Raw genomic sequence first — 24,994 nt, 5'->3', positions numbered from 1 at the left:
AAAGGTTGTCCAGATCGGGAGGGGAAAAATGAAAACGTATGAATTGTATTTAATTCAAGAGGATATTGCGAAAGCTTACTTTGGTCGTGAATATTTGTTTTTTGATTTATTTGCTCGATTTTCAGAATCTGGGTTCCTTTCGGAGAAGAAAGTATTATATAAACAAATGACGTATATTACGATGCCGTTACAAGTAATGAAAATTCATCATAAATTAGAACAAGCTTTGCGTGTTCTTGGTAAATATGAAAGAACAAATCATACTCATACGCTTTATACAGGAGCCGAATACGGAGAAATAATGGTGAAACCACAATATATTCGAATAAATACTTCTGGAAATGTATCCATGGAAACAACTTTCTTTGAGGTGCTTAGAAAGTGTGAGTTAACATTTTTAGCGATGGATTATGAAAATAAAAAGTACGGTTGGTTAAATCCTCTCAAACAAGTACGAACATATGTGTAAAAAATGTCGAATAGTATCTTGTCTTATTGAAAAGGTTTTAGTACACTGTAAGGTAGACAACATGAAGGAGGAAAAGATATGCCAATGTGGTTAGGTATTCTAGTGGGCGTAGTAGCACTAGTAGCAGGCGTGGCGTTAGGATTTTTCATTGCCCGCAAATACATGATGAATTACTTACAAAAAAATCCACCAATTAACGAACAAATGTTAAAAATGATGATGATGCAAATGGGACAAAAACCTTCCCAAAAGAAAATCAATCAAATGATGAGCGCGATGAACAAGCAACAAACAAAATAAGCGCCAAAGGGCACTCTTACCGAGTGCCCTTTTCTTTTGGTTATAAACATATTTAAAACTTTTAAATATTCTGTATTTTTGTTACACTGAAAACATCGCTCATTTTAAGGGAGGAGGATAAATATGAAAGTGTTTTTTAATTTAGCTTGGTTTTTTAAGCAAGAAAAACGAGCGTACATAATCGGAATTATTATGTTATTTGGTGTCGCGCTTCTTGAACTTGTAGCGCCAAGAGTACTAGGGATTGTAGTAGATGAAATTAATAGTGGAACATTAACGTCTGAAAAATTGTTGAACTGGGTTATTCTATTAGTAGTTGTAGGAATTATGATGTATATATTACGTTACTTATGGCGTATTATGATTTTTGGATCTTCTTTAAAACTAGCTCGTCAACTGCGAAAGAATCTATATGAACATTTTACTAAGATGAGCCCATCCTTTTATCAATCACGTCGCACAGGCGATTTGATGGCACATGCGACAAATGATATTCAGGCGATTCAGCAAACTGCGGGGGCAGGTGTTTTAACACTCGTTGATTCATTAGCTGTTGGAGGATGTGTACTCGTAGCGATGGGATTTACAATTAGTTGGAAGTTAACGTTATTAAGTTTAATTCCGATGCCAATTGTAGCTATTTCTACAAATTATTATGGAACTTTATTGCATAGAAGATTTCATAAGGCACAGCAATCGTTTTCTGAAATCAATGATAAAGTACAAGAAAGTATGAGTGGGATGAAGGTAATTCGCTCACTTGGACAAGAGAAAGAGGATTTACAAGCGTTTCGGAAAAAATCTGAAGATGTCGTACATAAAAATATGCTAGTTGCACGTATTGACTCGTTATTCGATCCAACGATTTCCCTAATTGTCGGATTTTCATTTTTGATCGCAATTTGTTACGGATCATTATTAGTCGTACGAGGTGAATTAACTGTAGGGGAATTAGTAACATTTACAACGTACTTAGGGACACTTGTATGGCCAATGTTAGCTTTTGGATGGCTATTTAATATTATGGAGCGTGGACGTGCTTCGTATGATCGTGTGGAGAAAATATTTTCACAAACTTCAGATGTAGTGAATAAGGAAAATGCTATACACGCTATAGCAAGTGGTGATGTTTCGTTTGCTGTTGATTCGTTTTCTTATAAAAAGAATGAACTATTAAACTTAAAAGATATTTACTTTAACTTAAGAAAAGGTGAAACGTTAGGAGTTGTAGGGCGTACCGGTGCAGGGAAGACGACGTTATTAAAATGTTTAATTCGAGAGTATGATCATTTTAATGGTGAATTAAAAGTTGGGGAGCGGGATATTCGAGATTTAACACTTCACGGTGTGCGTTCTGCAATTTCATATGTACCGCAAGATCACTTTTTATTTTCAGCGAGTATTGGGGAGAACATTGCTTTTGGAAAGGCCGATGCTACATATAAAGAAATTAGCAGGGCTGCTGAGATTGCTTGTATTCATAATGATATTATTCAATTTTCGGAAGGATATGAAACGGTAGTAGGAGAAAGAGGTGTTTCGCTATCAGGAGGCCAAAAACAGCGGATTTCAATTGCACGTGCGTTATTAACGAATGCTGAAATTTTAATTTTAGATGATTGTTTATCAGCTGTAGATGCAAAAACAGAAGAAACTATTTTAACTGCATTGAAACGAGAAAGAGCAGAAAAAACGACGATTATTACTGCGCACCGTTTAAGTGCGATTCAGCATGCAAATCTTATTCTTGTTATTGATGAAGGTAAGGTTATGCAGCGAGGAACACATGAACAACTAATGAACGAAAATGGTTGGTATAAGGAAATGTATGAAAGCCAGCAGTTAGAGGCGTTGGTGGAGAAAGGAGGCGTATGATGGCTGAGAAAAAGCGGAGTGATTTAAGGCGATTGCTTTCTTATATGAGACCATATAAAAGGTTATTAGCGCTAGCATTTTTATTTCTAGTTGGTGCAACTGTAACTGAAATGATGGGTCCTTTTTTAATTAAACAATTTCTTGATGAACACTTAGTACCACGTAACTTTGAACAATCAGCACTTGTAACCCTATTTGTAGTGTATATTATTGCTCATTTATTAAAAGTATTATTTACTTATTTAGACTTATTGTACTTTCAAAATATCGCTTTTAAGATTGTCCAAGATATGCGAGTTGAAGTGTATGAACATGTTCAAAAATTGTCATTAAGCTTCTTTGATCGTACGCCGATTGGTACGCTCGTATCTCGCATAACGAATGATACAGAAGCGATTAAGGATTTTTATGTTAGTGTACTATCAACATTCGTGAAAAATGTAGTCTTTTTAGTAGGGATTTTAGTAGCGATGTTTTTATTAGATGTAAAATTAGCGCTATTTTCGCTCATATTAATTCCGGTAATGTTTGCAATTATGGTGTTGTATCAACGGAAAAGTGCAGCTTTTTATTTAGAGGTACGTAATCAGCTGAGTATATTAAATGCAAAGTTAAATGAGTCCATTCAAGGTATGAATATTGTTCAGGTGTTCCGGCAAGAAAAGCGGATGAGAAAAGAATTTGAAGAAGTGAACAATAAACATTTTAGTGCTGGACGTCGTACATTGAAATTAGATGCATTACTTTTACGTCCAGCAACAGATCTTGTTCATATTGTAGCAATTGCGTTAGTACTTGGTTTATTCGGAATCGATGCTTTAAAGAGTCCTGTTGAAGTAGGGGTTTTATATGCTTTCGTTAACTATATTCATCGTTTCTTCCAGCCGGTAAATGAGATGATGATGAAACTATCTTTCTTCCAACAAGCGCTTGTTTCATCATCGCGTGTATTTCATTTAATGGATGATAAAGATTTAGCTCCTGTTCAAATGGGGAGTGAACAGCCAGGAATAGCTAATGGGGAAATTCAGTTTAAAGATGTTACTTTTTCATATGATGGAAAGCGTGACGTTTTAAAAAATGTATCTTTTCACGTAAAGCCAGGGCAAACGGTTGCTTTCGTAGGGCATACTGGTAGCGGAAAGAGTACGATTATGAATTTATTAATGAGATTTTACAATATTAAATCAGGAAATATTGTAATAGACGGAGTAGATTTAGAGAAGTTTGAAGAACAAGAAATTCGAAAGAAAATTGGTCTTGTGCTGCAAGATGCATTTTTATTTGCTGGAAATGTAAAGCAAAACATTCGTATGTATAATGAAGAGATTACGGATGAAGAGATAGAGGAAGCAGCGCGATTTGTGCAAGCGAATACGTTTATTGAAAAATTACCAGAGCAGTATGATACAGAAGTAGTCGAAAGAGGAGCTGCATTTTCTAGTGGTCAAAGGCAATTAATTGCTTTTGCTAGAACGATAGCAACTAATCCGAAAGTATTAGTGTTAGATGAAGCGACGGCAAATATTGATACAGAAACAGAGGAGGCTATCCAAACGGCATTGCAGCAAATGCGAAAAGGCAGAACAACGATAGCGATTGCGCACAGATTGTCTACAATCCAAGATGCGGATCAAATATTTGTTATGCATGAAGGGGAAATTGTAGAAAGCGGAACACATCAAGAGTTACTTAGTAAACAAGGACTTTATTACAATATGTACTTACTGCAAAATAAAGGTAGTTTGCAAAAGGCTTTGTAATTACAAGGCCTTTTTTGCGGTGTTAAAAGTGTATTAATGGAGTTTTTGGTGAAGGGTGGTTTCAATTTCACTTTTTTCTTAAACAACTCGACAAAATAAATGTATTAGAACTTTATTACTATAGCATAAAAGTCGTGTCCTCTAACCGAAGTTGTACATATTGTATACGGAATAAAAAAATTTGATAGGAGCTTTTATATGCAAAATAGATCCAGTTCAAATGTTACGTTTATCGATGTGTCTCATTGGGAAGGAAACATTGATTGGAATGCTGTGAAGTCATCTGGTATTCCAGCGGCGTATGCAAAAGCGACGGAAGGTGTGAACTATATTGACCCTACTTTCGTTCAAAATGTACAAGCTGCGAGAAATGCGAATGTATTAATTGGTGCATATCATTTTGCGCACCCAGAACAAAATGATGCCATTTCAGAAGCGAAATATTTTGTGAATATATTACAGAGTAATCAGACGGACTTAATTCCTGTTTTAGATTTAGAATCGCCAACGGATACTAGCAATAGTAGTTTAACGGGTGCGACTATATCGAATTGGGCAAGAAGTTTCGTAAATTATGTGAAACAAGCTACTGGGAAAAATGTAATGTTATATACAGGAGTTTGGTATATTAATGAATTTGGAATTAGCGGATTAAGTGACATTCCACTATGGATTTCCAGATATTCTAGTATACCGCCTGCTGATGCTGGTGGATGGACAGAGTGGACAGCATGGCAGTACACAGATTCTGGGCAAATTTCAGGTGTAGGAAATTGTGACGTATCAGCAGCTGTTTCATTAGAAGCTTTACAAGGAAATGGAGCAAGTGGTGGAGGGAATGTTTCCACGCCTAATAATGCGACTCCAGTATACGGAGTTGCTGTAATTAATGGAGATAATGTGAATTTACGAAGTGGACCATCTTTACAGTCTAGTGTAATTCGCCAATTGAATCGTGGCGAATCATATGAAGTTTGGGGAGAACAAAATGGATGGCTCTGCTTAGGGACAAATCAGTGGGTATATAATGATTCAAGTTATATTCAGTATAAACATTATGTAGCAACTATTACTGGCGATAATGTGAATCTGCGAGATGCTCCATCATTAAACGGGAATGTTATAAGACAGTTACATCATGGTGAATCATATCGAGTATGGAGTAAGCAAGATGGATGGCTTTGCTTAGGGACAAATCAATGGGTATACTATGATTCAAGTTATATTCAGTATGGTGTACAATAAAGTGAATCTAAAAGGTATCTCGACTGAGGTGCCTTTTATGAAAAATATATAATTTTTACAAAGTATATATTGATAACATAGTATAATGTAATTGATATATGTTTAAAAATAATCGGAAATGAAATAAAGGAGTAATAATATGGAGTATGTGCTAATAGGTGGGATTTTAATATTATTAGCTGTAGTGTTTGTACTGTTTTATAAAAATAAACAGTTAGAATCAGAGAGTCAGCAAGTAGAGTTTGAAAAGAAACAAGCGATTGAAACGTATGAAAATGAGATTGCAGCTACGATTACAGGGCATAAAGAACAACAGGATACTTTAAAGAATATGGAACAGAAAAAATATAATGATTTACAAGTGAATACAGCTAGAGAACTTGAAAATATGCGTATGATGAAAAATCAATTGGCTGTTCAACATAGTAAAGAACGTAGTGAAATGCAAGATAAGCATAGTAGTGAAATACATATGTTTCAAAATTTAATTGCGGATTTACGAGAATATACCAAAAATGGTGCTGAAGTGAATGCGCATGAAACATTACATTATATGAAGCGAGGTTTCGTTGAGCAAGGAATAATACTAGAAGAAGAGTTTCATATTATACCGAACGTTTTTATGATACGCAATAAATATAGAGATAAACGTGACATAAATGATAATCGAATTCATCACCTTATCTTATGTAAAACTGGTATTTATCTACTTGAGACGAAAGAATGGACAGGGAAATTAATCCATGGCTTAACGAGAGAAAATGCGGGTATATATTCATTTATGATTGAGGAAATTGGTAAGTATCAACATGAAATTGAAAAAGAAGAGACATTTGAATTTATTACGGATGGAACTTCATTAACTTTGCAAGTAAGAAATGAAGGGAATCCAGCGTATAAAGCGAAAATGCTATCTCAAACTTTATATAATTGTTTGGAAGAAATGCAAGTAGATATTGTAAAGGAAAAAGTAAAACCAATTGTATATTTTGAAAATGAGAGTGGAAAAGAAGTTATTGATCTTTCTAATGAAGAATTGCCGAGATTTAAAGATAGAGAGCAAATTGTAATGTTTTTCAGAAATGAAGTTTTAACAAGTAAAGTAATATATACAGCACGAGAACTACAAAAGATTAGAGATATGATTGGCCAGATGAATTATGTTGCGAAGTGAAAAATAAAGTAAAACTTTAATTAGTGGGGGTTTATGGGCAACACGACTTCTACCCTTTACAGCCGAATTTTGAGGTGGGAGTCTAACTGCCCGCAAATAGCGGGATAAAGTAGGTGTTATTTGGGTGGAGAAAGGTAAAAGCGCTATATTGTGGGGAATGTTGTACATTTATTTTTGTTTGTATATATTAATGTACATTGCGTTTATTTTCGTTATTGATATGGTTCATGTGTCATTGAGTGTAATGAGTATTTTGGTGGTAGTAATGCCTTTTATTTTATTAGTTATTATTCAAAAGTCTATCTTACATGTTTCGGCAAGACGTGATAAAGGTAAGAAACAACTGTTCACTATAATGATGGTAGGTCTCATTCCATTGCTAGTATGCACCGTACAATTAAGTATAAATAAATACACTTCAAATTTTAATCAGGATCGGTGGTTAAATTATGAAGAAAAACGAGTACATATGGTAGATGACCTATTACAGGAGCATAAATTGATAGGGAAATCAAACGAGGAAATTACAAAATTGTTAGGGACCCCTATGAAAACGAGAAAATTACAAAATTGTTAGGGACCCCTATGAAAACGAGAAGTTGGGCAGAGGGAATTATTACTTTGTACTATCTTGGGAATGAACGTGGTTTCATTCCTATAGATAGTGAATATCTTGTTTTGCAATTTGATAAAGATGGTAGAGTTATAGAGTATAAGGTACAACGAGATTGAAATAGTGAGAGGAGAAGCTATATCTTTTATAGCTTCTTTTCTATATTCCAATATAGAAAAAGTAGGCAAATAGTAGTCATTCCTATCTATACGAATGAGATAGAGTTTGTTATATTGTAAAGGGTTATTTAGTTTAGAAGTCTGCTAGATAGCCTTAAATATTTTAGATTAGGGAGGGAAGTTAACACGAATTAAGATATAAACGTGTTAAATAATTAGTATGAAAAAAGAATTTTATAATGTTTTAGCTGCATCAATTGTATTTAGTATGGTAACGATTCCAAGTTTTTCCTATGCAGACACAGTAGAAAAGACCGTAACAATTTCAACAGACGAGCAAGCATTAAAAAGTATTGAAAGCCATATGAAAGATGAAGATGGACGTGGAGAGAGCAAAGGAATAACAAATGAAGTACAAGGAGATTTTTTTGTACATATAATAGGTTCAGCATCTTTATTTGATTCTGCTGAGTTACAAAAAGCGACAGGTGTTCAGCTTTCTAATCAAGTAGTGAAAGCCGAAAAACAAAAAGGAAACGCTTACTATATACAAACAGAATCTGGAACTGGGTGGATACAAAGTAGTGAAGGAAATGTAGAGGTTAAGGAAGTTTATCACTTGGCAAACGAAAAGTTAGTAATTAATGAAGAGACAGCTACATATTCCGCACCATTTAATTCATATAAAGAAGAGAAAGTGTTACAACCGCAAACAATTATTGCAATTGGACAAGTTGGAGAGTGGTTCCAAGTTCAAATAGATAATGAGGTGAAATGGATTTATTCACCTTCAGCAAAATTTGAGGGTACAAAAGCATCTCTTATTCAAAGCACAACTCCAACTCGTACGAAACGTGCAGCGGTTATGTATACTGCACCAATAGAAGAGAAAACAGCGGATATTTACGGTGTACCATTAAAGGAAATGATTGTACCAACAGGTAATGAAAATATTCGTCCAGGTTATGCGATGAAACCAAAATACATTACAATTCATGAGACAGATAATTATAGTGTTGGAGCAAATGCTAGAAACCATGCACAATATTTATACAGTCAAGCAACAGGAACGACTGACCGTTCAGCATCTTGGCATTTTACAGTAGATGATAAAGAAATTTATCAACATCTACCATTAAATGAAAATGGTTGGCATGCTGGAGATGGATCAGAAGGAACCGGTAACAGAGAATCAATTGCAATTGAAATTGCTGTCAATCAAGATGGTGATTATAATAAAGCTGTGGAAAATGCTCGCAAACTAGCAGCCTATTTAATGGGGGAATTAAATATTCCTTTAGAAAATGTGAAAAAACATCAATTTTGGAGCGGAAAGAATTGTCCGGCCATTATGATAAGGAATAATGCGTGGGAGCCATTTTTACAGGGAACGAAAGCTTATTATGATGCGAATCATAAAGATGATATAACTGGCGGTTGGTATGAAGCAGATATTCGTGAATTAGATAAAAGAGGTATTATGGTTGGAGACGGTAAGGGTTCTTACTGGCCAGAACGTCTTGTAACACGTGGTGAATTTGCGAATTTAGTTTCAAGATCATTGCAATTACCAGAGGGGAAATCGAATTTCAAAGATTTAAGCACAGCTCATCCATCGCTAGTAGATGGTATTAATCGTGCAGCTAGTGCTGGGATTATAAGTGGACGAGGAAATGATATATTTGCTCCGAATGATACGATTAAACGTGATGAAGCTGTCATTATGATTGATCGTGCATTGCAATACAAAAATATTAAAGGTAATTTAGTTCCATTACCATTTACGGATCAAAATTTAGCGTATGATAAACAGGCGGTTCAACGTGTTTATGGGTTAGGTATCGTAAAAGGGAATGAGAATAATGAGTTTATGCCAAAAGGTTCTGCAACACGTGGGGAATCGGCAGCATTTATTAATAGAATGTTAAAAGTAATAGAGAGTAAATAATGGAAAGGCATTCGCTTTGGCGAGTGCTTTTTATTTTTCAATATGTTATAGAAAGGGGATGTGAATTTTGGCTGGAATAAGGAATGAAAGTGGAGGTGATGCATATATTTAGATGCATTGGGTAGTTTTTTGTAATTTCGTATAAAATGAAAAGGAGGTAGGGCGGTGAAATCAATACCGACTGATGTCCTGAGTAAGGAATTGATGGAAAGAGAAGGGGTTATATCTATTACAGTGATGGAATTTGAAAAGATAGAAGTGGCTGGAGTAGTTGTTTCTGGTCCAGCTGTTATTTTGATTAATCAAGAGTAAGTACATATTATTAATATAGAAAAGTAGAAAGAGCATCCATTTAGGGTGCTTTTTGTTTGTATAGAAGTGCGCATGTGATAGATAATTGGAATATTGGAGGGGGAATATGTGGCAATTATTATAACAATGCTATTAATGGGAGTTTTATTAGGGTTTGTCGGAGCAGGAGGAGCTGGATTTATCATCGCGATACTCACTGTAGTATTCCATATCCCTATTCACGTTGCTCTTGCAACATCTTTAACTGCGATGGCATTTACGACATTATCTGGAGTAGTAAGTCATTACCGAGAAGGGAATGTTGTGCTTGTAATAGGCGGAGTTGTTGGGGGATTTGGCGCGTTTGGATCCTATATTGGTTCAAAGTTTGGTTCGTTAATACCAGCACATCTGTTGCATTGGTTTACAGCTGGTATGTTATTTTTATCGGCAATTTTTATGTTTATTCGGTTGATTATGTTTCAAAAAAGATCACAGTCGTCTTTAAAAGGGCATAAAGAACTTTCGAAAGATAACGTGATTAAATGTATATTCCTCGGATTGGTGACTGGAATTTTAGCAGGTGCATTTGGTATTGGCTCAGCACCTTTTATCCAACTCGGATTAATGGTTCTATTAGGTTTAACAATCCGTCAATCTGTAGGGACGACAATGCTCGTTATATTACCAATCGCAATTGGAGGTGGGTTTGGATATAGTTCGGAAGGGTATTTAGATTATGTATTATTAGTACAAGTTTTAATCGGGACAATGTTAGGAGCATATATAGGAGCTAAGTTTACAAATTATGCACCTCGCATGCTTCTAAGGTTTTCGATGATTATGACACCAATATTAGCTGGATGTATGTTGTTAGTAGAGTAAAGAAAACTATTAATATATTTTACGAATGAATTATATAAGTAATTCATATTTCTCATATAAAAGGATTTGCTTTAATATAATGAGTATAAAGTTCGAGTATTCGAAGTATTACTTGAATTATATCCCTATCCCTTTTCTAAAAATGCGAACAAGTTTTGCCCTATTCTATTCAATAGTTTATTGTATAGAAATATATTGTTCGATGACCATTATGGAACGCACATAATGGGTAAATCCCGATCCTTAAAGAGGATGCCCCTAATCTTCATGTGAAAATATGATCGGATAAGAAAGCTGGCCAATTTATGGTCAGCTTTCTTTTTGTTCAATGAGTAAGTCTTCTTTAATTTCTGTTTGCAGTAATAAAGTTTTTCCGAAGCGACGTTTACATTCAGCTCGTACTTTTTGAATGGCTAGTAGCTGAGAAGTAGCAGGCACTGTGACAATGGCTTGCCGAGGTTTTCGGTTTTCTTCACAAAAAACACATTCCACAACATATTTAGAAATCATAATTTCATCCTTCCGGTTTGAATTTCTAAGAAGGGACTGCTCATGAAGTTGATGTAAACTTTCGGCATCTTTTTACTTATTTCCTCTTTTTTCAAAGGGGAAATAAAAAAGAAGGTGAATTTTAGTAGGGGAGGGATGTATATGGAGAGATGGATAGGTACGGCAGCTATTTGTATGAATGAAAGAAATGAAATTTTAATGGTATTGCAAGGAAAAGAAGGGGAAGAAAAAAGGTGGTCTGTCCCAAGTGGAGGACTTGAAAAGGGAGAAACACTAGAAGAATGTTGTATCAGGGAAGTTTGGGAGGAAACAGGCTACAATGTGGAGGTTGTAAATAAAATATACGAAAAAGAAGGTATTACATACGGGATTCCGGTGTATGTTCATTATTACTTTGTTAAAAAAATAGGCGGTAATATGAAAATCCAAGATCCGGATGAGTTAATACATGAGATTGATTGGAAAGGGATACATGAAGTTGGAAAATTATCGTTAGCTTTTCCGGAGGATTACGAGCTAATATACCGATATATAAATAAAAAAGCAAGTGTGTAAATACTTGCTTTTTTAGTGTATCCAAGATAAGAAAAGTGGAACGATAACTAAACTAGCTCCAGCTGTTAAAAGCATTGATAAACTTGCAATTGTACCTTCTACAGGACCGATTTCAAATGCTTTTGATGTTCCGGTCCCATTCGCGCTAGTACCTAGCATTATACCTTTTGCGAGTGCTGTTTTAATACGGCATATGCGTATGAGTGTAGGGCCGAATAACGCTCCAGTTAAGGCAGTTAATACAACGAAAACTGCTGTTAATTGTGACATGCCGCCAATCATTTCTGAAATAGCCATTGCAATAGGTGTTGTTACAATGTGCGGTGCTAAACTTTGTTCTATTGTAGAGTCAATTTGAAAAAAATTAGCTAGTAGTGCGGAAGTAATAACAGATAGAAAAGAACCGACAATGACATTAATTAAAATAGCAGTGCCGTGTTTTTTTAATAGATCAAAATGTTTATAGATTGGCCATGCGAAAGCAACTGTTGCAGGTTTTAATAATTCTGTTAGCCAATGACTACCAGATTCGTAGGTTTCGTATGGTGTATCTAATCCAAGTAATAAAGCGATTAAAATGATTGGGCATACAAGAAGGGGAGAAAGCAAACTCCAATTCCAGCGTTGATACATTTTTTTAGATACCCAATATGTGAATAGTGTTAATAGTAAACAAAGAAAGCCGATCATTGTGTTGATCCTTTCCGCTTTAATAGCAATTCTGTTAAAAGTCCTGTTACGAGAGTGACACAAAGTGTACTAATCACGATAATTAAAATGAGATCGATTCCATACTGTGATAATGTATCTTTGTAACGAATGACAGCGACTGCAGAAGGGATGAAAAATAAAATAAGTTCTTTTAATAAAAAGTCTGCACCGTCTTGTATCCATTCTTTTTTCACTATATTAAATTTTAATGAGATTAACAATAAAAAAATACCGATTATACTTCCTGGAACTGGGAGGTGTGCCTGTTTTGCAATCCATTCACCTGTCCAAGCGAAACAAAATAATAATAAAATTTGTCCGCTTAACTTCCACCATTTCATACAGTAACCACCTCTTTGTTTTTTACATAAAAATTGTAAAAAAGAATTAATAATTTCTACTATACGTTCATTCGAAATATTTGTCTAATATATAAATTATATGTTATTAATATATTAGATGTATTAATCGAAAGTGAAAAGGGTGTCCAAAATGGAATTACGGCATTTGCAATATTTTGTTGTAGTGGCAGAGGAATTACACTTTGGACGAGCAGCTGCTCGTTTACAAATGACACAACCACCGCTTAGTCAACAAATTCAGCAATTAGAAAAAGAAATGGGAGTTATGTTATTTTCAAGAACGAAGAGAAAGGTTGAATTAACAGAAGCAGGAGAAATGTTTTTAAAAGAAGTAAAAAAAGCGTTTGAACAAATTGAAAAAGCAGTAGAAGTTGCACAAAGTGCTCAAAGGGGAGAAGTTGGATCACTTTCAATTGGTTTTGTAGGTGCGGCGATATATGATATTTTACCATCAATCGTCAGAGAGTATAGAAAGAAATTTCCGAGAGTTTCTGTAGCATTACATGAATTGTCCACACCGGATCAGGTGCATGCACTTCATGATAATCGAATTGATATTGGATTTTTACGTCCGCCAATTCCAACGCAATTACTTGAGTTAGAACCAATTCAAAAACTTTCATGTACGTTATGTTTACCGAAGGCACATCCTCTTGCTGAAAAGGACGAAATACATATCGAAGATTTAAGGGATGAACCGTTCGTATTTATTACGAGACCAGTATGGCCAGCGTTATATGATACAATTTTATCGCTTTGCCGTGATGTAGGTTTTAGTCCGCACATTGTACAAGAAGCAACGGAGTATCAAACTGTTATGGGGCTTGTAGCGGCAGGTATTGGAATTACGGTAATACCTGTATCCGCAAATAAATTGTATAAAACAGAAGTTGTATATAAAGAGTTATGTGATTCTAATTTTGTTGCAGAAATGTCAGTGGCTTATAAAAAAATGAATAACAATCCAGAGTTGTTAGAGTTTTTGAAAATTGCAAGAGAGAAAAAAAGGATTGAAGTGGAAGATGCGAAGGCTGAATAGTTGATGAAGTTACAAGGTAGTCATGATAATTAAGTTATATAAAGATTCACCTCGTTAAACAAAAAACGGAAATGTAACTAAAGTGCATTTCCGTTTTTTGTTTTTTTGTTCAATGCTAAAGAGGTAAATATGCTTGGTTTCTAGGACTAAAGGCTTAGTAAAGATTCCGATTGAAGTGCGATGTTTAAAATGTCATATTCTTATACACTAGTAGTATAGAATGCGTATGTTATGAAGTAAGGTAGGGGGAAATTATGTCTTTATTTCGGTTAGCGAGAAAAAATATACAAATATTTGCTACCAAAAGGTTAAAACAATTTATGTGGATTGCTATGAATACAATGATTTGTTTTTTTATGATATCATTCCGATTTAATGAAGCTGTAATAAGTAAAGCGGAATATACACCTATGTTTGTAAAGTGGTTTTATGCTATGTTTCTATTTATAGTTTTTGTGTGTATTTTCGTTACATATAAAATGACAACCTCTCTTTTACAGGTAAGAAGAGAGGAGTTTAAATCGTATGAAGTAGTGAAGATGACAAGAAAAGAAATGTCATGTTTATTATGTCAGGAGCAATTATTAACTTACGGAGGAGCTTTTGTTTTCGGATTAATTCATGGTATGTTATTTTTGAAATTATTTATTATTATTTTTATGAAAGCAGTAGGAATCCAAGGGATAACCAATGCACCGATTACGATGTATGCGGTAGTGATAACAGCAGTTGTTATGATAACCGTCATTATAATATCAATGTGGCAATGTTGTAGGTTTACACAAAGGTTAAAGGGTGAAAAGTCATATGAAACGAGGAGAAAGGCATGAGAAATCATGGCTTTTTCTTCATTTTACACATGTTATTAATCATGATACAGTGGGAAGAACTGAAAAAAAGAGTTAAGAAGAAAGGTTGTATGGAATGATAAATGAGCAAGCGATCGTAAAAGTTGATCGATTAACAAAGCGAATTGGTTCAAAGACGTTAGTAGAAAATATTAGTTTTGAAGTGAAAAAAGGTGAAGTAGTTGGCTTATTAGGACCAAATGGTGCTGGAAAAACGACATTAATGCGAATGATGGTCGGAATGATCCGTATGACAGAAGGGGAAGTATGGATTGATGGTCAATCTGTAAAACAGCAATTTGAAAAAACTGCTGCGAAAATTGGTGCTGTAATTGAGACACCAGAATTTTATCCTTTCTTAAGCGGCTATGAAAATTTAACATATTTCGGACGAATGAATGGGAATGTGACTGAAGAGCGTATCGATGAAGTAGTGCAATTGTTAGGAATGGGACAAGTAATTGACCGTAAAGTAAAAGCATATTCACTCGGTATGAGACAGCGTTTAGGAATTGCTCAGGCACTTATACATAATCCAGATGTATTAATACTAGACGAACCGACGAACGGATTAGATCCTAGTGGTATACATGAAATGCGGATGTACATAAAGAAAATTGCGCATGAACAAGGAAAAGCTGTCCTTGTTTCTAGTCACTTACTCTCAGAAGTTGAATTAATGTGTGACAGGGTTATTATTATTCAGCATGGAGAATATGTCGCAACACAAAATATTCAAAGTGATAAAAAGGAAGAAACAGAAGAAATACATATACGTGTAGATGATGCGAATAAAGCGGCAGAGGTTTTAGAATACGATGTTTTAGTAAAAGAAAACGAATTAATTATAAACGTGAAAGATGAAGAAGTTCCAAATATTCTTCGTACATTGATGGAGAAAAACATTCAAGTTTATCGTGTATATGAAGAAAGAAAAACGCTAGAAGAGCAGTTTTTAGAATTAACAGGAGGAAAAGATATTGTTTAATTTAGTTTATAACGAGCTGTATAAAATATTTAAGCGAAAGCGAACGATTATTCCTTTTGCAGTTATTGCGGTATTAATTATTGGATTAGGATGGGTTACGGTAAAATATTTAGAGCCAGAAACAAAAGGGTGGAAAGCGGATTATACAGAACGCACTGTAGAAATTGAGAAAAAGCTCGGCATGAAAAAAGAGGATATTTTAACAGAAAAGTCAGGAGACGAGCTTGTAAAGGAATACCAGCTTAAAATGAAGCATTTAGATACGAATACAGCGCCAGCAAGTAGTTCTCCGCTTTCATTTATGAGAGATACAGGTTTTATCGTATTTCCAATTTTACTTCCGTTTATTCTCGTATATGCGAGTACGATTTTTGCGAATGAATATAGCTGGGGAACATATAAATTTTTAACAATTCGTCCAGCGAGCCGATTTAAAATTTTAACATCTAAGTTTTTGGCAATCGTTATATTTGCGGCATTATTATTTATATTTAATATGATTTTTTCCGTATTATGCGGGTTGATTATTTATAAATTCCAACAACCAGCTTGGGCTGAATTTGTCGTTCAAAATGGAAATATAATAAAACAAAATATTTTCGTAGAAGCAAGTAAATATTATATTTTATCTTGGTTACCAACTCTTGTGTATGCTGCATTTGCCTTTATGATTTCCATTTTAACGAGATCGAGCGGAGGTGCAATCGGGATTTCTTTATTTCTTGCATTATCAGGGGGAATAGCGCTAATTCCGGCAGCAAGATATGAATGGGCGAAATATTTATTACCAGCGAATACAGATTTATATGGGCTTTTAAAGGGTGGAAGCTTTATTGATGGAGTAACATTCCCATTTGCTTCTTGTATGCTTCTTCTATACTTAGCTGTATTTTTAGGGATTTCCTATACTGTATTTATAAAACGAGATTTAACAGCATAAGCAAAAGCCGTTAAGGGTAACTTAACGGCTTTTTGTTTGTAATAATTGATGAATAGCTTCTTCGGCTAATAGGGCGAAATACTCTGCGCTAATAGGCAATGCTTTTTCATCTACTGTAAAAGCTGGATGATGCCATTCATGTGTACCACTTGTTCCCATAAAGACGAATGAACCTGGTATTTCTTGTTGGTAAAAAGAAAAGTCTTCTCCTGCCATTGATGGTGTAGGAGAGATAACGTTTAGATTCATTTTCTCTGCAATATGAATAGAAAAATCAGTGAGTACTTTATCGTTTTGAACGGCAGGAGGACCTGGATAAAATCGGAATTCTGTTTTTACACCTAGTGCATCAGAAACGCCTTTAATGATACGTTTCATTAATGCCGGAATCTTTTCACGTGTTTCAGCTTGGAATGTACGGACAGTTCCTTCTAATATTGCTTTTTCGGGAATAACGTTCCACGTATTCCCTGAATGAATGTTTGTTACACTTACGACAGCGTTATGAGAAGAACTAATATTTCGGCTTACAATCGTTTGAAGTGCCATAACGATTTGAGATGATGCAACGATAGGATCGACGCCGGCATCAGGCACAGCTGCATGTGTACCAACACCATGGATTTCAATTTCAAATCGATCAACTCCGGCCATTAGTGGCCCATCTTTAATGCCGATTGTACCTACTGGTAAATCAGGTTTATTATGCATACCGAAAATAGCTTGCACGCCACGTAAATGCCCAGCTTCAATAACTTTGCAAGCGCCATTACTACTTTCTTCAGCTGGCTGGAATATAAGGCGGACAGTTCCGTTAAGAGAAGATTCTTTTTCCTTTAATAAATAGGCTGCACCAATAATAGCAGCTGTATGAAAATCATGCCCACAAGCATGCATTTTACCTTGTATTTTTGAAGTGTATGGAAGGTCTGTTTCTTCCTGGATAGGAAGGGCATCGATATCAGCACGAAGCGCTACAACCGGTCCGTTTTTATTACCAGAAATTTCAGCGATAACTCCTGTTTCTAAATTGGAATCAATAATAGTGATATTGGCCTCGTCTAACCAATTTTTTATCGCTTTTGTCGTTTCAAATTCTTCGTATGATAGTTCTGGATTTTCATGTAAATGCCGGCGAATGGAAATAAGTTTTTCTGTTAATTGATCAGGAATAGATGCCACTTATTATGCCCTCTTTCTTAAGTGAAATATTTGTATTAATTATACAATAATAAAAGAGAGGATTCTCAAATGAAAATCCTCTCTCGTTTTATGCTGCAACTTTTTTATGAGTATGCTGTTTTTTATAACGTCCACGCATTGCGTATGCAATTTGCGGAATTGCGATACCGATTAAAATAAGTGATACACCGATCCATTGTGAAGATAGTACAGCTTCTTTTAAAACGAATACAGACATAATTGTTGTAACTGGCAGTTCTGCTGCACCAAGAATAGTTGCTAATCCAGAACCGATTTTTGGAATGCCAATTGTAAAGGCAATAGATGGAATAACGATACTAAATATTCCTAATCCTAAGCCGTATTTCCAAAGGCCTTGAGAGATCGCCCCATTAAAAATAAATGTTGGCGGGAATACGATCATGACTAAAGTTAAAGCGCCAGCCATTAAAAGGACACCGCGTGTTAATGAAGGTACTTCAACGGCAACTTTCCCGCTTACGAAAATGTATGTTGCAAATGTAACAGCAGATAATAAGCCTAAAATGATTCCAGTCGTATCGAAATCACCAGCTGATGTTTCTAATAACCCACTTGATAAAAATGTACCTGCAAGTAAGAAGATTACTGAAATAACTTTTTCTCTTGAAGGTAATGTTTTTGTTGCGACTGCTTCAATGATAATCCCAACCCAAACGAACTGGAATAAAAGTATAATTGCAATAGAAGCTGGTACAGTTTTTAAAGAAGCGTAATAAAAAATTCCAGTAAAACTTGCAGACGTTCCTGCGACGAATAAAATTAACATTTGTTTTAGTGGAACACGATGTCTAGAAAATAGAAGTGTAATAGCAAGTAAAATAATCCAACCGAACAAATACTGGCTACCAATTACCTCTCCAAGTGAAAACCCTTCTGCATATGCAAGTTTAACAAAAATAGCTAAAACCCCATAACTACACGCTCCTAATAAAACTAAAAGAGAATAACGAAGCATGAAAAATTCCTCCCATCTATATGAAATTGTTCCGTGACGGACATATATAACTAGAGGGAAGTATACAAAATTAAAAATGAAGGGTCAAATGAAAGAAAAGTGCAAAATTTTATAGAATAATAATAAAAGTATGATATTTATGCATAATCTTGAAATTAATAATAATTAAAGTATTGTAAAATCAGCTTTATGTTGTATAAAGACAACATTTGAAAAAAAAATTTAAGGCCAATAGGTGTGAAGTCAATTGTAATGTGCTAATCATTTGAGAAACTGTGGAACCTTTGTTATGTTAGTAACAATTAGAAAGAGTTTCATAATTCAATTGAGATTTTTCTATATAATAGAAGGGAATGAAAACGTTTTATTAGAAAATGTGTGAAAGGGTAGTTTTTCTTATTGTCATGTTGGAAAAGTGAATTCATGAAATGTCCATAGTATTTTCAATTGTTTTTGCTACAATATTGAAGAGGAGAGGAGTGGAATAATGCAAGATATTAGTATTTTTTTAGCGTTTGGAGCTGGGTTCTTATCATTTATATCCCCATGTTGCTTACCGCTTTATCCGGCATTTTTATCATACATAACAGGTATGTCGGTTTCTGAATTGAAAGAAGAAAATGCAATGCTTCGCAAAAGAAGTATGATACATACAGCGTTTTTCTTACTTGGTTTTTCAATTATTTTTATTGCAATTGGATTTGGTACAAGTTTTATTGGAGGCATCTTTACAAATTATAAAGATTTAATTAGACAGTTAGGCGGTATATTTATCATCGTGTTCGGTCTTATTATTGTCGGTGTATTTAAGCCGAAGTTTTTAATGCAAGACCGTAAATTTACGTTTAAAAATCGTCCGAGTGGCTATTTTGGATCCGTTCTAATTGGGTTGGCCTTTGCTGCTGGATGGACACCTTGTACTGGGCCTATATTAGTGTCTGTCATTGGATTAGCAGCAACAAATCCAGAATCGGCAATGATTTATATGATTGCTTACATACTTGGATTTGCTATCCCGTTTTTCGTACTTTCATTCTTTATTACGAAAATGTCTTGGATTAAAAGAAATAGTATGAAATTCATGAAGATTGGAGGATACGTTATGATTGTCATGGGTATCTTCCTATATTTTAACTGGATGACGAAAATTATCGTATATTTCTCAAGTTTATTTGGTGGTTTTACCGGTTTTTAGTATTATTCTGTGAAAATGTTGGAAATACTAACGGAAAAGCATATAATAAAATTATATTTTGCATATAGCCACAAAAAAGGATGAGAAAATATGAACATAGTTCTGTTATCAAGTATCGTTGCTGTTTGTATGGCTGTCGGTGCGATGTTTATTCGTTTAAAAGCAGCTAAGAAACCTGCAACATTGAAAAAAATTATACTTCCCCCATTTTTTATGAGCACGGGAGCGTTGATGTTTGTTTTTCCTGAATTTCGATTAACTCCAGCAGAAATGTTAGAAGCAATTGGCGTCGGTTTGTTTTTCTCTATTTTTCTTATTAAAACATCTAAATTTGAAATTAGAGGACAAGAGATTTATTTGAAGCGTTCAAAAGCATTTGTTTTTATACTAATTGGATTACTTGTCGTGCGGATTGTATTTAAAACATACTTAAGCCAATCTCTTGATTTAGGACAACTTAGTGGCATGTTCTTCTTACTTGCGTTTGCAATGATCGTTTCATGGAGAATTGCAATGTACCGTTCCTTTACGAAATTACAGAAGGAAATGGAAAAAGAAGATGGTTTTTATAATGAAAAAGATATGAAGTTAACGTAAAGAGTGTTATATGTATAAAGAAACAACGTCTGATTAGACGTTGTTTTTTGTTAATCACTGAAAGGTAACTTCCTCAATTCTAGTTGTGATGTATAAATTGTCGACCATCGAAGAAGGAATTTAAGTTTGACGTTACGAATGGACCGATATAAGGAATACTATTTGGTTTGAAGTTTTATCACCGGTAATTGATGGCTAAGTTAGATTAGGTTGGATCGTATAGGAGACGTTCCTTCATTAACAATTACTCCACTTGATGGTACTGATACAACATGAAAGTGGAATGTTAATGACGAAATTTCACTTAGCTTAAGTGTCTTGAGCCGAATCTAATATTGCAAATATAAATGCAACAGGATGAATTGCTGCGAATACAACATATACCTCTGTAAATATTACAGGTACTGGTGATACGATTTATACGAGTGCTGTAGGGTTACAGATAGATTTAGCGAAAGCGAGATTAATTGCTACAAAATCAGTAACTGTAAGTTGAGCTTATAAAAAAGATTGCTATAAAATAGCAATCTTTTTTTACGAAGGGTATTTTGTTAGTAAAGATTGATAATGAGAATAATCAATCTTTTTTTCTTGTAGTTTTTTAACTAAAAATTTATGATCACGCTTTGGTGTGGCGATGATATATCCTTTAATAATTAAATCTTGTGTAATTTTAGAGGCATTTTCTTGTAATGCTAGTTCTCCGATTTTGCCAGCAATTTTTGACTTAGCAACATCGCGAAATAATTCCGGAACGGGACTTACTAGTTCTTCTAACAATTGTTTTTGTTCGTCAGCCCATAAATGTCTCGTTTTATTTATGTAATGCTCTTCCCAATCTAAAATGGACATACCGTCTTCTTTCGGTAATCGTTTTAAAAATTTTCTGAACATAAAGTATCCACCGATAGACATAAGTCCTAATAAAATAACAGTCCATAATACAATAAACCAACTGAACCATCCTTCGAGCAAGTGTATCCCCCCTTAATGATTGCGGTTTTCTTTTATTCATATTATAAACAGTGAGATTCATAGAAAGCAAGAACGCTTGGTCAATTTGACCAAGCGTTGTAGTTTAAACGAAGTATAGTTGTTCAACACATAAAATATCATTGTCATTTTCTACATATTCAATGATGAGTGTGCCAACTTTACGATCTTTATCTTCAGTTGTGAAAATAGAGTAAGAAGTAAAACGTGCTGTTGATAGGCCGCTTATATGTGTAGGTAAAGGAATGTAGTCGTTATCGCGGAAGAATTCCATTAGTTCAATATCTTCAAATTCTTTTCGGTCAACTTGTTTGTTTGTATAGCGGCGTTGAAGTTGTTTTAAAGATGCATTCCAAGAAATTGCTTTTGTGTCGTATACCATTGTTCTATCTCCTTACTGTATGTAATTATTAAGAACATACGTTCTAATCTAGTATACTCTTTTTATAAGAAAAGGGAAAGCAAAAAATAATGTAAGCTTGGATTTCCAAGCTTACATTATTGATGCGTCCGTCATAATCTCTATTTTTTATTATAAGTTAGATAAGAATAAGAAACAAGATGATATATATCTTGTTGATAGTTTTCAAAATTCTGTTTATTATTTATGTATTACAGTACAAGGGAATGAGAGAGATGACATACGTAATTTCACTCCAAGGACCGATGGCAAGTGGAAAAACAACATTGGCCAAAAGCTTAGAGCGATGTGGGCTTTCAGTTATATATGAAAACCCTTATCCAATTGTAGAAAAGCGGAAAGAATTAAATTTGGATATTTACACAAAAGAGGGGTTTATTACAAATCAAAAAATGTTTATTGAAGCAAAAATAAAAGAGTTTCAAAATGTGAAATCAGTCATGATTTTTGACCGCGGACCAGAAGATATTGAATTTTATACACTCTTTTATCCGAAGATGATAGGGAAAGAGTGGGATATAGAAACAGAATTAAAAGATGAATTGTATAAATTAAGAGAATGCCGTTCGGATGCAATTTTTTATTTAGATGTTTCGAAAGAAAATTTATATGATAGAAAAAATAATGACAGGACAAGAAATCGAAGTACATTTGAGGAACAATTTAAATTAGTAGAAGTTGAAAAAGAATGGTATAAACAATTTCCCGTAACTTATGTGGACACTAATATATTATCAGTGGACGAATTAGAGGCATATTTTATAGGGTGGCTAAGGGAGAAAAGGCTATGAAAAAAATATTATTATTCGTATACCCGACATTTGCAGAGTTTGAAATAACGGTAGCAACAGCATTGCTGAAAACGAAATATGAAATCATTACAGCGGGTTTAACAAAAGAAATGATTATAAGTGAAACAGGCTTACAAGTACAGCCGCATATAGAATTAAGTGAAGTGCGTGTAGAAGAATATGAGGGGATTATCATTCCGGGCGGAGATGAAATACATATGAAAGAGGCGAAACCGCTTTTTTCAGTTATTCGTCAATTTTCTGAGCAAGGAAAATTAGTGGCAGCGATTTGTGCTGGACCGTATGCGTTAGCAAGAGCAGGTTTATTTAAAGAAATCTCTTATACAGTGACTATAGATTATCAAAAATTAGATTGTTTTCCAGTAGAAAATTTTGTGTATACAGAAGTTGTACAGCACGCAAATATTATTACAGCACAAGGACATGCATTTGTGCCATTTGGACTAGCGATTGCCTCCTATTTTGGAGTAGTGAATGAACATAATACAAATTTTTATAGTGGAAAGGGCAATATAATGATGGAGAATCTTTTACCGGAAAACGTGTAAAAGCTAGCGAATGCTAGCTCTTTTCTTTTTTACATCGATAAATCACTAACGTTTTCGGATCGCGCCATATACCGTTGTGAAGTGATAAATCATTTTCTATTTTTTCTTTTAGCCATTCCTTCATTTCGGTGTGAAGGGACATATTATCAGGTATATTCAGCGACGGGAACATGCTAGAAATATAGTTAACGATTGGAGTGGCATGATGAAAAACGAGTGCATTATGAATAATTGTTTCTTCAACAGTTGAAAAAATAGATTGTAGTATCTCTTTACCATTTTCTAAACAAAATGGAGCTACAGCTGGTGATGTTTTCGGTAAGTCAAATGCGTCTAGCATACTGTTACACATTTCAACTATACGAGGCATTGAAACTTTAGAATTTGTTGTAGCTAAAAGGGCGCCGCCAGGACGAATTACTTTATGGAATCCTTGAATTGTTTTTTCGACATCTTTCATGTGGTATAACATATGCCTTGCGATTATCAGGTCATAACAATTAGCTTCGAAAGGAAGCTTACTAGCATCACCGAGTTTCCATTCAATCGTATTATTCGTTATAGCGGCTTCAGAAATCATGGTTTTCGATTGATCAAAGCCGGTTAACTGGCCTTTATGACCATTAGTTTGCAAAAGGGAAAGAAATTTTCCATTAGCACACCCGACCTCTAATATTTTTTCTTCCCCTTTGAGTTGTAAATGTTCAATGACGACTTCATCTACATTCACTTGTTTTTCTTCGTAATGTTTATGCGTATCGATACGTGTTTGTAAATGGTCACTAACGTTGTATTGACGTTTTACATCATTCATTTTTTCACATTCCACCTTTATGCAAAATTGCTGAATCGCATGTGTTAATACGTCTGTTTTATTTAAACCTTCGTAATGGAGTACGTCTTCAAACCTTGTAAGTAATTTTTCTTCAATTCGAAAATGAATATCTTTTCGCTTCGCCACTGAAATTTCGCCCCTTTGTATCTGTTAGTGAGACTATAGCACGTCTGAAAAAAATCTGTAAATAAATTGTGTACACAAGTACAAGTATGAGAGGGATAAAAAATTGCTTGAATAATATTTTAAACTATTGACGATTTAACCGTTTTCATATATTCTTAAATTAAGTAATATTCAAATAATTCAAAAGAAATGAGAGAGTCACATGCTTCTTCAAGGAACACATCGAATTGGTCGTATGGCCATGCTGTTGGCACTTGCGGATGAGAATGAAAGTCCCGTATTATCTATTCCGAAAGGTTGGAAATATTGTACTGGGAAAGTTGGTTCTATGAATTCGCAAAAAGTAGTAGCAGCAATGGAAACAGCGGCTAAGAGCAACCGAGTTATTGAAACAGATGTTTACAGAGAAACACATGCACTTTATCATGCAATTATGGAAGCTTTGTACGGAGTGACGAGAGGTCAAATTCAGTTAGCAGACGTTCTTCGTACAGTAGGACTTCGCTTTGCGATTGTGCGCGGTACACCATACGACGGAAAAAAAGAAGGCGAATGGGTTGCTGTTGCACTTTATGGAACGATTGGTGCACCTGTAAAAGGATCTGAGCATGAGGCGATTGGTTTAGGAATTAATCACATATGATTTGCCCATA

General features: G+C 34.6%; 27 protein-coding genes and 1 pseudogene. 20 read left to right on the top strand and 8 right to left on the bottom strand.

What is annotated here, in order from left to right; genetic code table 11:
• Positions 1-28: 28 nt before the first annotated feature.
• From sirA to MR155_RS15655, 10 genes and pseudogenes are all read left to right on the top strand, one after another.
• Positions 29-469 carry a sporulation inhibitor of replication protein SirA gene (gene sirA / locus MR155_RS15700; protein WP_002014415.1) on the top strand — a complete coding sequence of 147 codons (441 nt, stop codon included), beginning with the start codon at positions 29-31 and terminating at the stop codon, positions 467-469.
• 78 nt (positions 470-547) lie between these two features.
• Positions 548-769, top strand: a complete 222-nt coding sequence (locus MR155_RS15695) for a YneF family protein (RefSeq protein ID WP_001132292.1) — start codon at positions 548-550, stop codon at positions 767-769.
• Positions 770-892: 123 nt separating this feature from the next.
• The gene (locus tag MR155_RS15690) at positions 893-2,644 is read left to right on the top strand and encodes an ABC transporter transmembrane domain-containing protein (protein WP_219303329.1); all 1,752 of its coding nucleotides are present in this window, start codon (positions 893-895) and stop codon (positions 2,642-2,644) included.
• Complete coding sequence (locus tag MR155_RS15685) at positions 2,644-4,407, top strand: ABC transporter ATP-binding protein (RefSeq protein WP_113936928.1); 1,764 nt, start codon at positions 2,644-2,646, stop codon at positions 4,405-4,407. The genes MR155_RS15690 and MR155_RS15685 overlap by 1 nt, the downstream gene beginning before the upstream one ends.
• A 198-nt stretch (positions 4,408-4,605) precedes the next feature.
• Positions 4,606-5,652 (top strand): GH25 family lysozyme, encoded by a 1,047-nt coding sequence (locus MR155_RS15680; protein WP_219303328.1) that lies wholly within the window; start codon positions 4,606-4,608, stop codon positions 5,650-5,652.
• Positions 5,653-5,791: 139 nt separating this feature from the next.
• Positions 5,792-6,826: a nuclease-related domain-containing protein gene (locus MR155_RS15675; protein ID WP_219303327.1), complete on the top strand. Its 1,035-nt coding sequence runs from the start codon at positions 5,792-5,794 to the stop codon at positions 6,824-6,826.
• Between the two features lie 190 nt (positions 6,827-7,016).
• Positions 7,017-7,558 (top strand): annotated as a pseudogene (locus MR155_RS15670) (hypothetical protein).
• A gap of 220 nt (positions 7,559-7,778) precedes the next feature.
• A complete protein-coding gene (locus MR155_RS15665; RefSeq protein WP_219303326.1) occupies positions 7,779-9,506 on the top strand; it encodes an S-layer homology domain-containing protein in 1,728 nt (575 codons plus the stop codon).
• A 165-nt stretch (positions 9,507-9,671) separates the two neighbouring features.
• On the top strand, positions 9,672-9,818 hold the full coding sequence (locus MR155_RS15660; RefSeq protein ID WP_002033491.1) for a BC1881 family protein: 147 nt from the start codon (positions 9,672-9,674) through the stop codon (positions 9,816-9,818).
• A gap of 108 nt (positions 9,819-9,926) precedes the next feature.
• On the top strand, positions 9,927-10,682 hold the full coding sequence (locus MR155_RS15655) for a sulfite exporter TauE/SafE family protein (protein ID WP_219303325.1): 756 nt from the start codon (positions 9,927-9,929) through the stop codon (positions 10,680-10,682).
• Positions 10,683-10,991: 309 nt separating this feature from the next.
• Here MR155_RS15655 and MR155_RS15650 read toward each other — a convergent pair whose 3' ends face one another.
• Positions 10,992-11,192 (bottom strand): DUF3903 domain-containing protein, encoded by a 201-nt coding sequence (locus MR155_RS15650; protein ID WP_002137765.1) that lies wholly within the window; start codon positions 11,190-11,192, stop codon positions 10,992-10,994.
• A gap of 141 nt (positions 11,193-11,333) precedes the next feature.
• On the opposite strand from MR155_RS15650, the gene MR155_RS15645 reads away from it, so the two are divergent.
• Positions 11,334-11,747, top strand: a complete 414-nt coding sequence (locus tag MR155_RS15645; protein ID WP_002142750.1) for an NUDIX hydrolase — start codon at positions 11,334-11,336, stop codon at positions 11,745-11,747.
• A 12-nt stretch (positions 11,748-11,759) separates the two neighbouring features.
• Here the strand turns inward: MR155_RS15645 and MR155_RS15640 are convergent, their stop codons facing one another.
• Together MR155_RS15640 and MR155_RS15635 are read right to left on the bottom strand one after the other, a co-directional pair.
• A complete protein-coding gene (locus tag MR155_RS15640; RefSeq protein WP_002137763.1) occupies positions 11,760-12,437 on the bottom strand; it encodes an LrgB family protein in 678 nt (225 codons plus the stop codon).
• Positions 12,434-12,799, bottom strand: a complete 366-nt coding sequence (locus MR155_RS15635) for a CidA/LrgA family holin-like protein (protein WP_000872360.1) — start codon at positions 12,797-12,799, stop codon at positions 12,434-12,436. Before MR155_RS15635 ends, MR155_RS15640 begins: the two co-directional genes overlap by 4 nt.
• Positions 12,800-12,950: 151 nt before the next feature.
• On the opposite strand from MR155_RS15635, the gene alsR reads away from it, so the two are divergent.
• From alsR to MR155_RS15615, 4 genes are all read left to right on the top strand, one after another.
• The gene (alsR, locus tag MR155_RS15630; protein ID WP_002033496.1) at positions 12,951-13,859 is read left to right on the top strand and encodes an acetoin biosynthesis transcriptional regulator AlsR; all 909 of its coding nucleotides are present in this window, start codon (positions 12,951-12,953) and stop codon (positions 13,857-13,859) included.
• Between the two features lie 254 nt (positions 13,860-14,113).
• Positions 14,114-14,689: an FtsX-like permease family protein gene (locus tag MR155_RS15625; RefSeq protein ID WP_242310485.1), complete on the top strand. Its 576-nt coding sequence runs from the start codon at positions 14,114-14,116 to the stop codon at positions 14,687-14,689.
• A 94-nt stretch (positions 14,690-14,783) separates the two neighbouring features.
• Positions 14,784-15,695: an ABC transporter ATP-binding protein gene (locus MR155_RS15620; protein WP_002014392.1), complete on the top strand. Its 912-nt coding sequence runs from the start codon at positions 14,784-14,786 to the stop codon at positions 15,693-15,695.
• Positions 15,688-16,635, top strand: a complete 948-nt coding sequence (locus MR155_RS15615) for an ABC transporter permease (protein ID WP_242310483.1) — start codon at positions 15,688-15,690, stop codon at positions 16,633-16,635. Before MR155_RS15620 ends, MR155_RS15615 begins: the two co-directional genes overlap by 8 nt.
• 21 nt (positions 16,636-16,656) lie before the next feature.
• Here the strand turns inward: MR155_RS15615 and MR155_RS15610 are convergent, their stop codons facing one another.
• Positions 16,657-17,817: a M20 peptidase aminoacylase family protein gene (locus MR155_RS15610; RefSeq protein WP_002137758.1), complete on the bottom strand. Its 1,161-nt coding sequence runs from the start codon at positions 17,815-17,817 to the stop codon at positions 16,657-16,659.
• Between the two features lie 88 nt (positions 17,818-17,905).
• Positions 17,906-18,814, bottom strand: coding sequence for an EamA family transporter (locus MR155_RS15605; protein WP_002033502.1), 909 nt, complete (start codon positions 18,812-18,814; stop codon positions 17,906-17,908).
• Between the two features lie 487 nt (positions 18,815-19,301).
• Here MR155_RS15605 and ccdA point away from each other — a divergent pair, with 487 nt between their 5' ends.
• Both ccdA and MR155_RS15595 read left to right on the top strand, forming a co-directional pair.
• The gene (ccdA, locus tag MR155_RS15600; RefSeq protein ID WP_001152684.1) at positions 19,302-20,009 is read left to right on the top strand and encodes a cytochrome c-type biogenesis protein CcdA; all 708 of its coding nucleotides are present in this window, start codon (positions 19,302-19,304) and stop codon (positions 20,007-20,009) included.
• 90 nt (positions 20,010-20,099) lie between these two features.
• Entirely contained in the window at positions 20,100-20,606 is a 507-nt protein-coding gene (locus tag MR155_RS15595) for a CcdC family protein (protein WP_002014224.1), read from the top strand.
• A gap of 534 nt (positions 20,607-21,140) precedes the next feature.
• Here MR155_RS15595 and MR155_RS15590 read toward each other — a convergent pair.
• Both MR155_RS15590 and MR155_RS15585 read right to left on the bottom strand, forming a co-directional pair.
• On the bottom strand, positions 21,141-21,581 hold the full coding sequence (locus MR155_RS15590) for a DUF2621 domain-containing protein (RefSeq protein WP_242310481.1): 441 nt from the start codon (positions 21,579-21,581) through the stop codon (positions 21,141-21,143).
• A gap of 103 nt (positions 21,582-21,684) precedes the next feature.
• Complete coding sequence (locus MR155_RS15585) at positions 21,685-21,981, bottom strand: hypothetical protein (RefSeq protein WP_002014228.1); 297 nt, start codon at positions 21,979-21,981, stop codon at positions 21,685-21,687.
• Positions 21,982-22,226: 245 nt separating this feature from the next.
• On the opposite strand from MR155_RS15585, the gene MR155_RS15580 reads away from it, so the two are divergent.
• Positions 22,227-22,811 carry an AAA family ATPase gene (locus MR155_RS15580; RefSeq protein WP_242310479.1) on the top strand — a complete coding sequence of 195 codons (585 nt, stop codon included), beginning with the start codon at positions 22,227-22,229 and terminating at the stop codon, positions 22,809-22,811.
• Positions 22,808-23,380, top strand: a complete 573-nt coding sequence (locus tag MR155_RS15575; protein WP_242310477.1) for a DJ-1/PfpI family protein — start codon at positions 22,808-22,810, stop codon at positions 23,378-23,380. Before MR155_RS15580 ends, MR155_RS15575 begins: the two co-directional genes overlap by 4 nt.
• A 13-nt stretch (positions 23,381-23,393) precedes the next feature.
• Here MR155_RS15575 and MR155_RS15570 read toward each other — a convergent pair whose 3' ends face one another.
• The gene (locus MR155_RS15570; protein ID WP_242310476.1) at positions 23,394-24,341 is read right to left on the bottom strand and encodes a class I SAM-dependent methyltransferase; all 948 of its coding nucleotides are present in this window, start codon (positions 24,339-24,341) and stop codon (positions 23,394-23,396) included.
• A 202-nt stretch (positions 24,342-24,543) separates the two neighbouring features.
• On the opposite strand from MR155_RS15570, the gene hutP reads away from it, so the two are divergent.
• Entirely contained in the window at positions 24,544-24,984 is a 441-nt protein-coding gene (gene hutP / locus MR155_RS15565; protein WP_000926519.1) for a hut operon transcriptional regulator HutP, read from the top strand.
• The last annotated feature ends 10 nt before the right edge of the window (positions 24,985-24,994 follow it).

It is taken from the genome of Bacillus cereus group sp. BfR-BA-01331 (assembly GCF_022663915.1).
GTDB classification, from domain to species: Bacteria; Bacillota; Bacilli; order Bacillales; family Bacillaceae_G; genus Bacillus_A; species Bacillus_A mycoides.
This window is presented reverse-complemented; position numbering and strand designations above follow the sequence as displayed.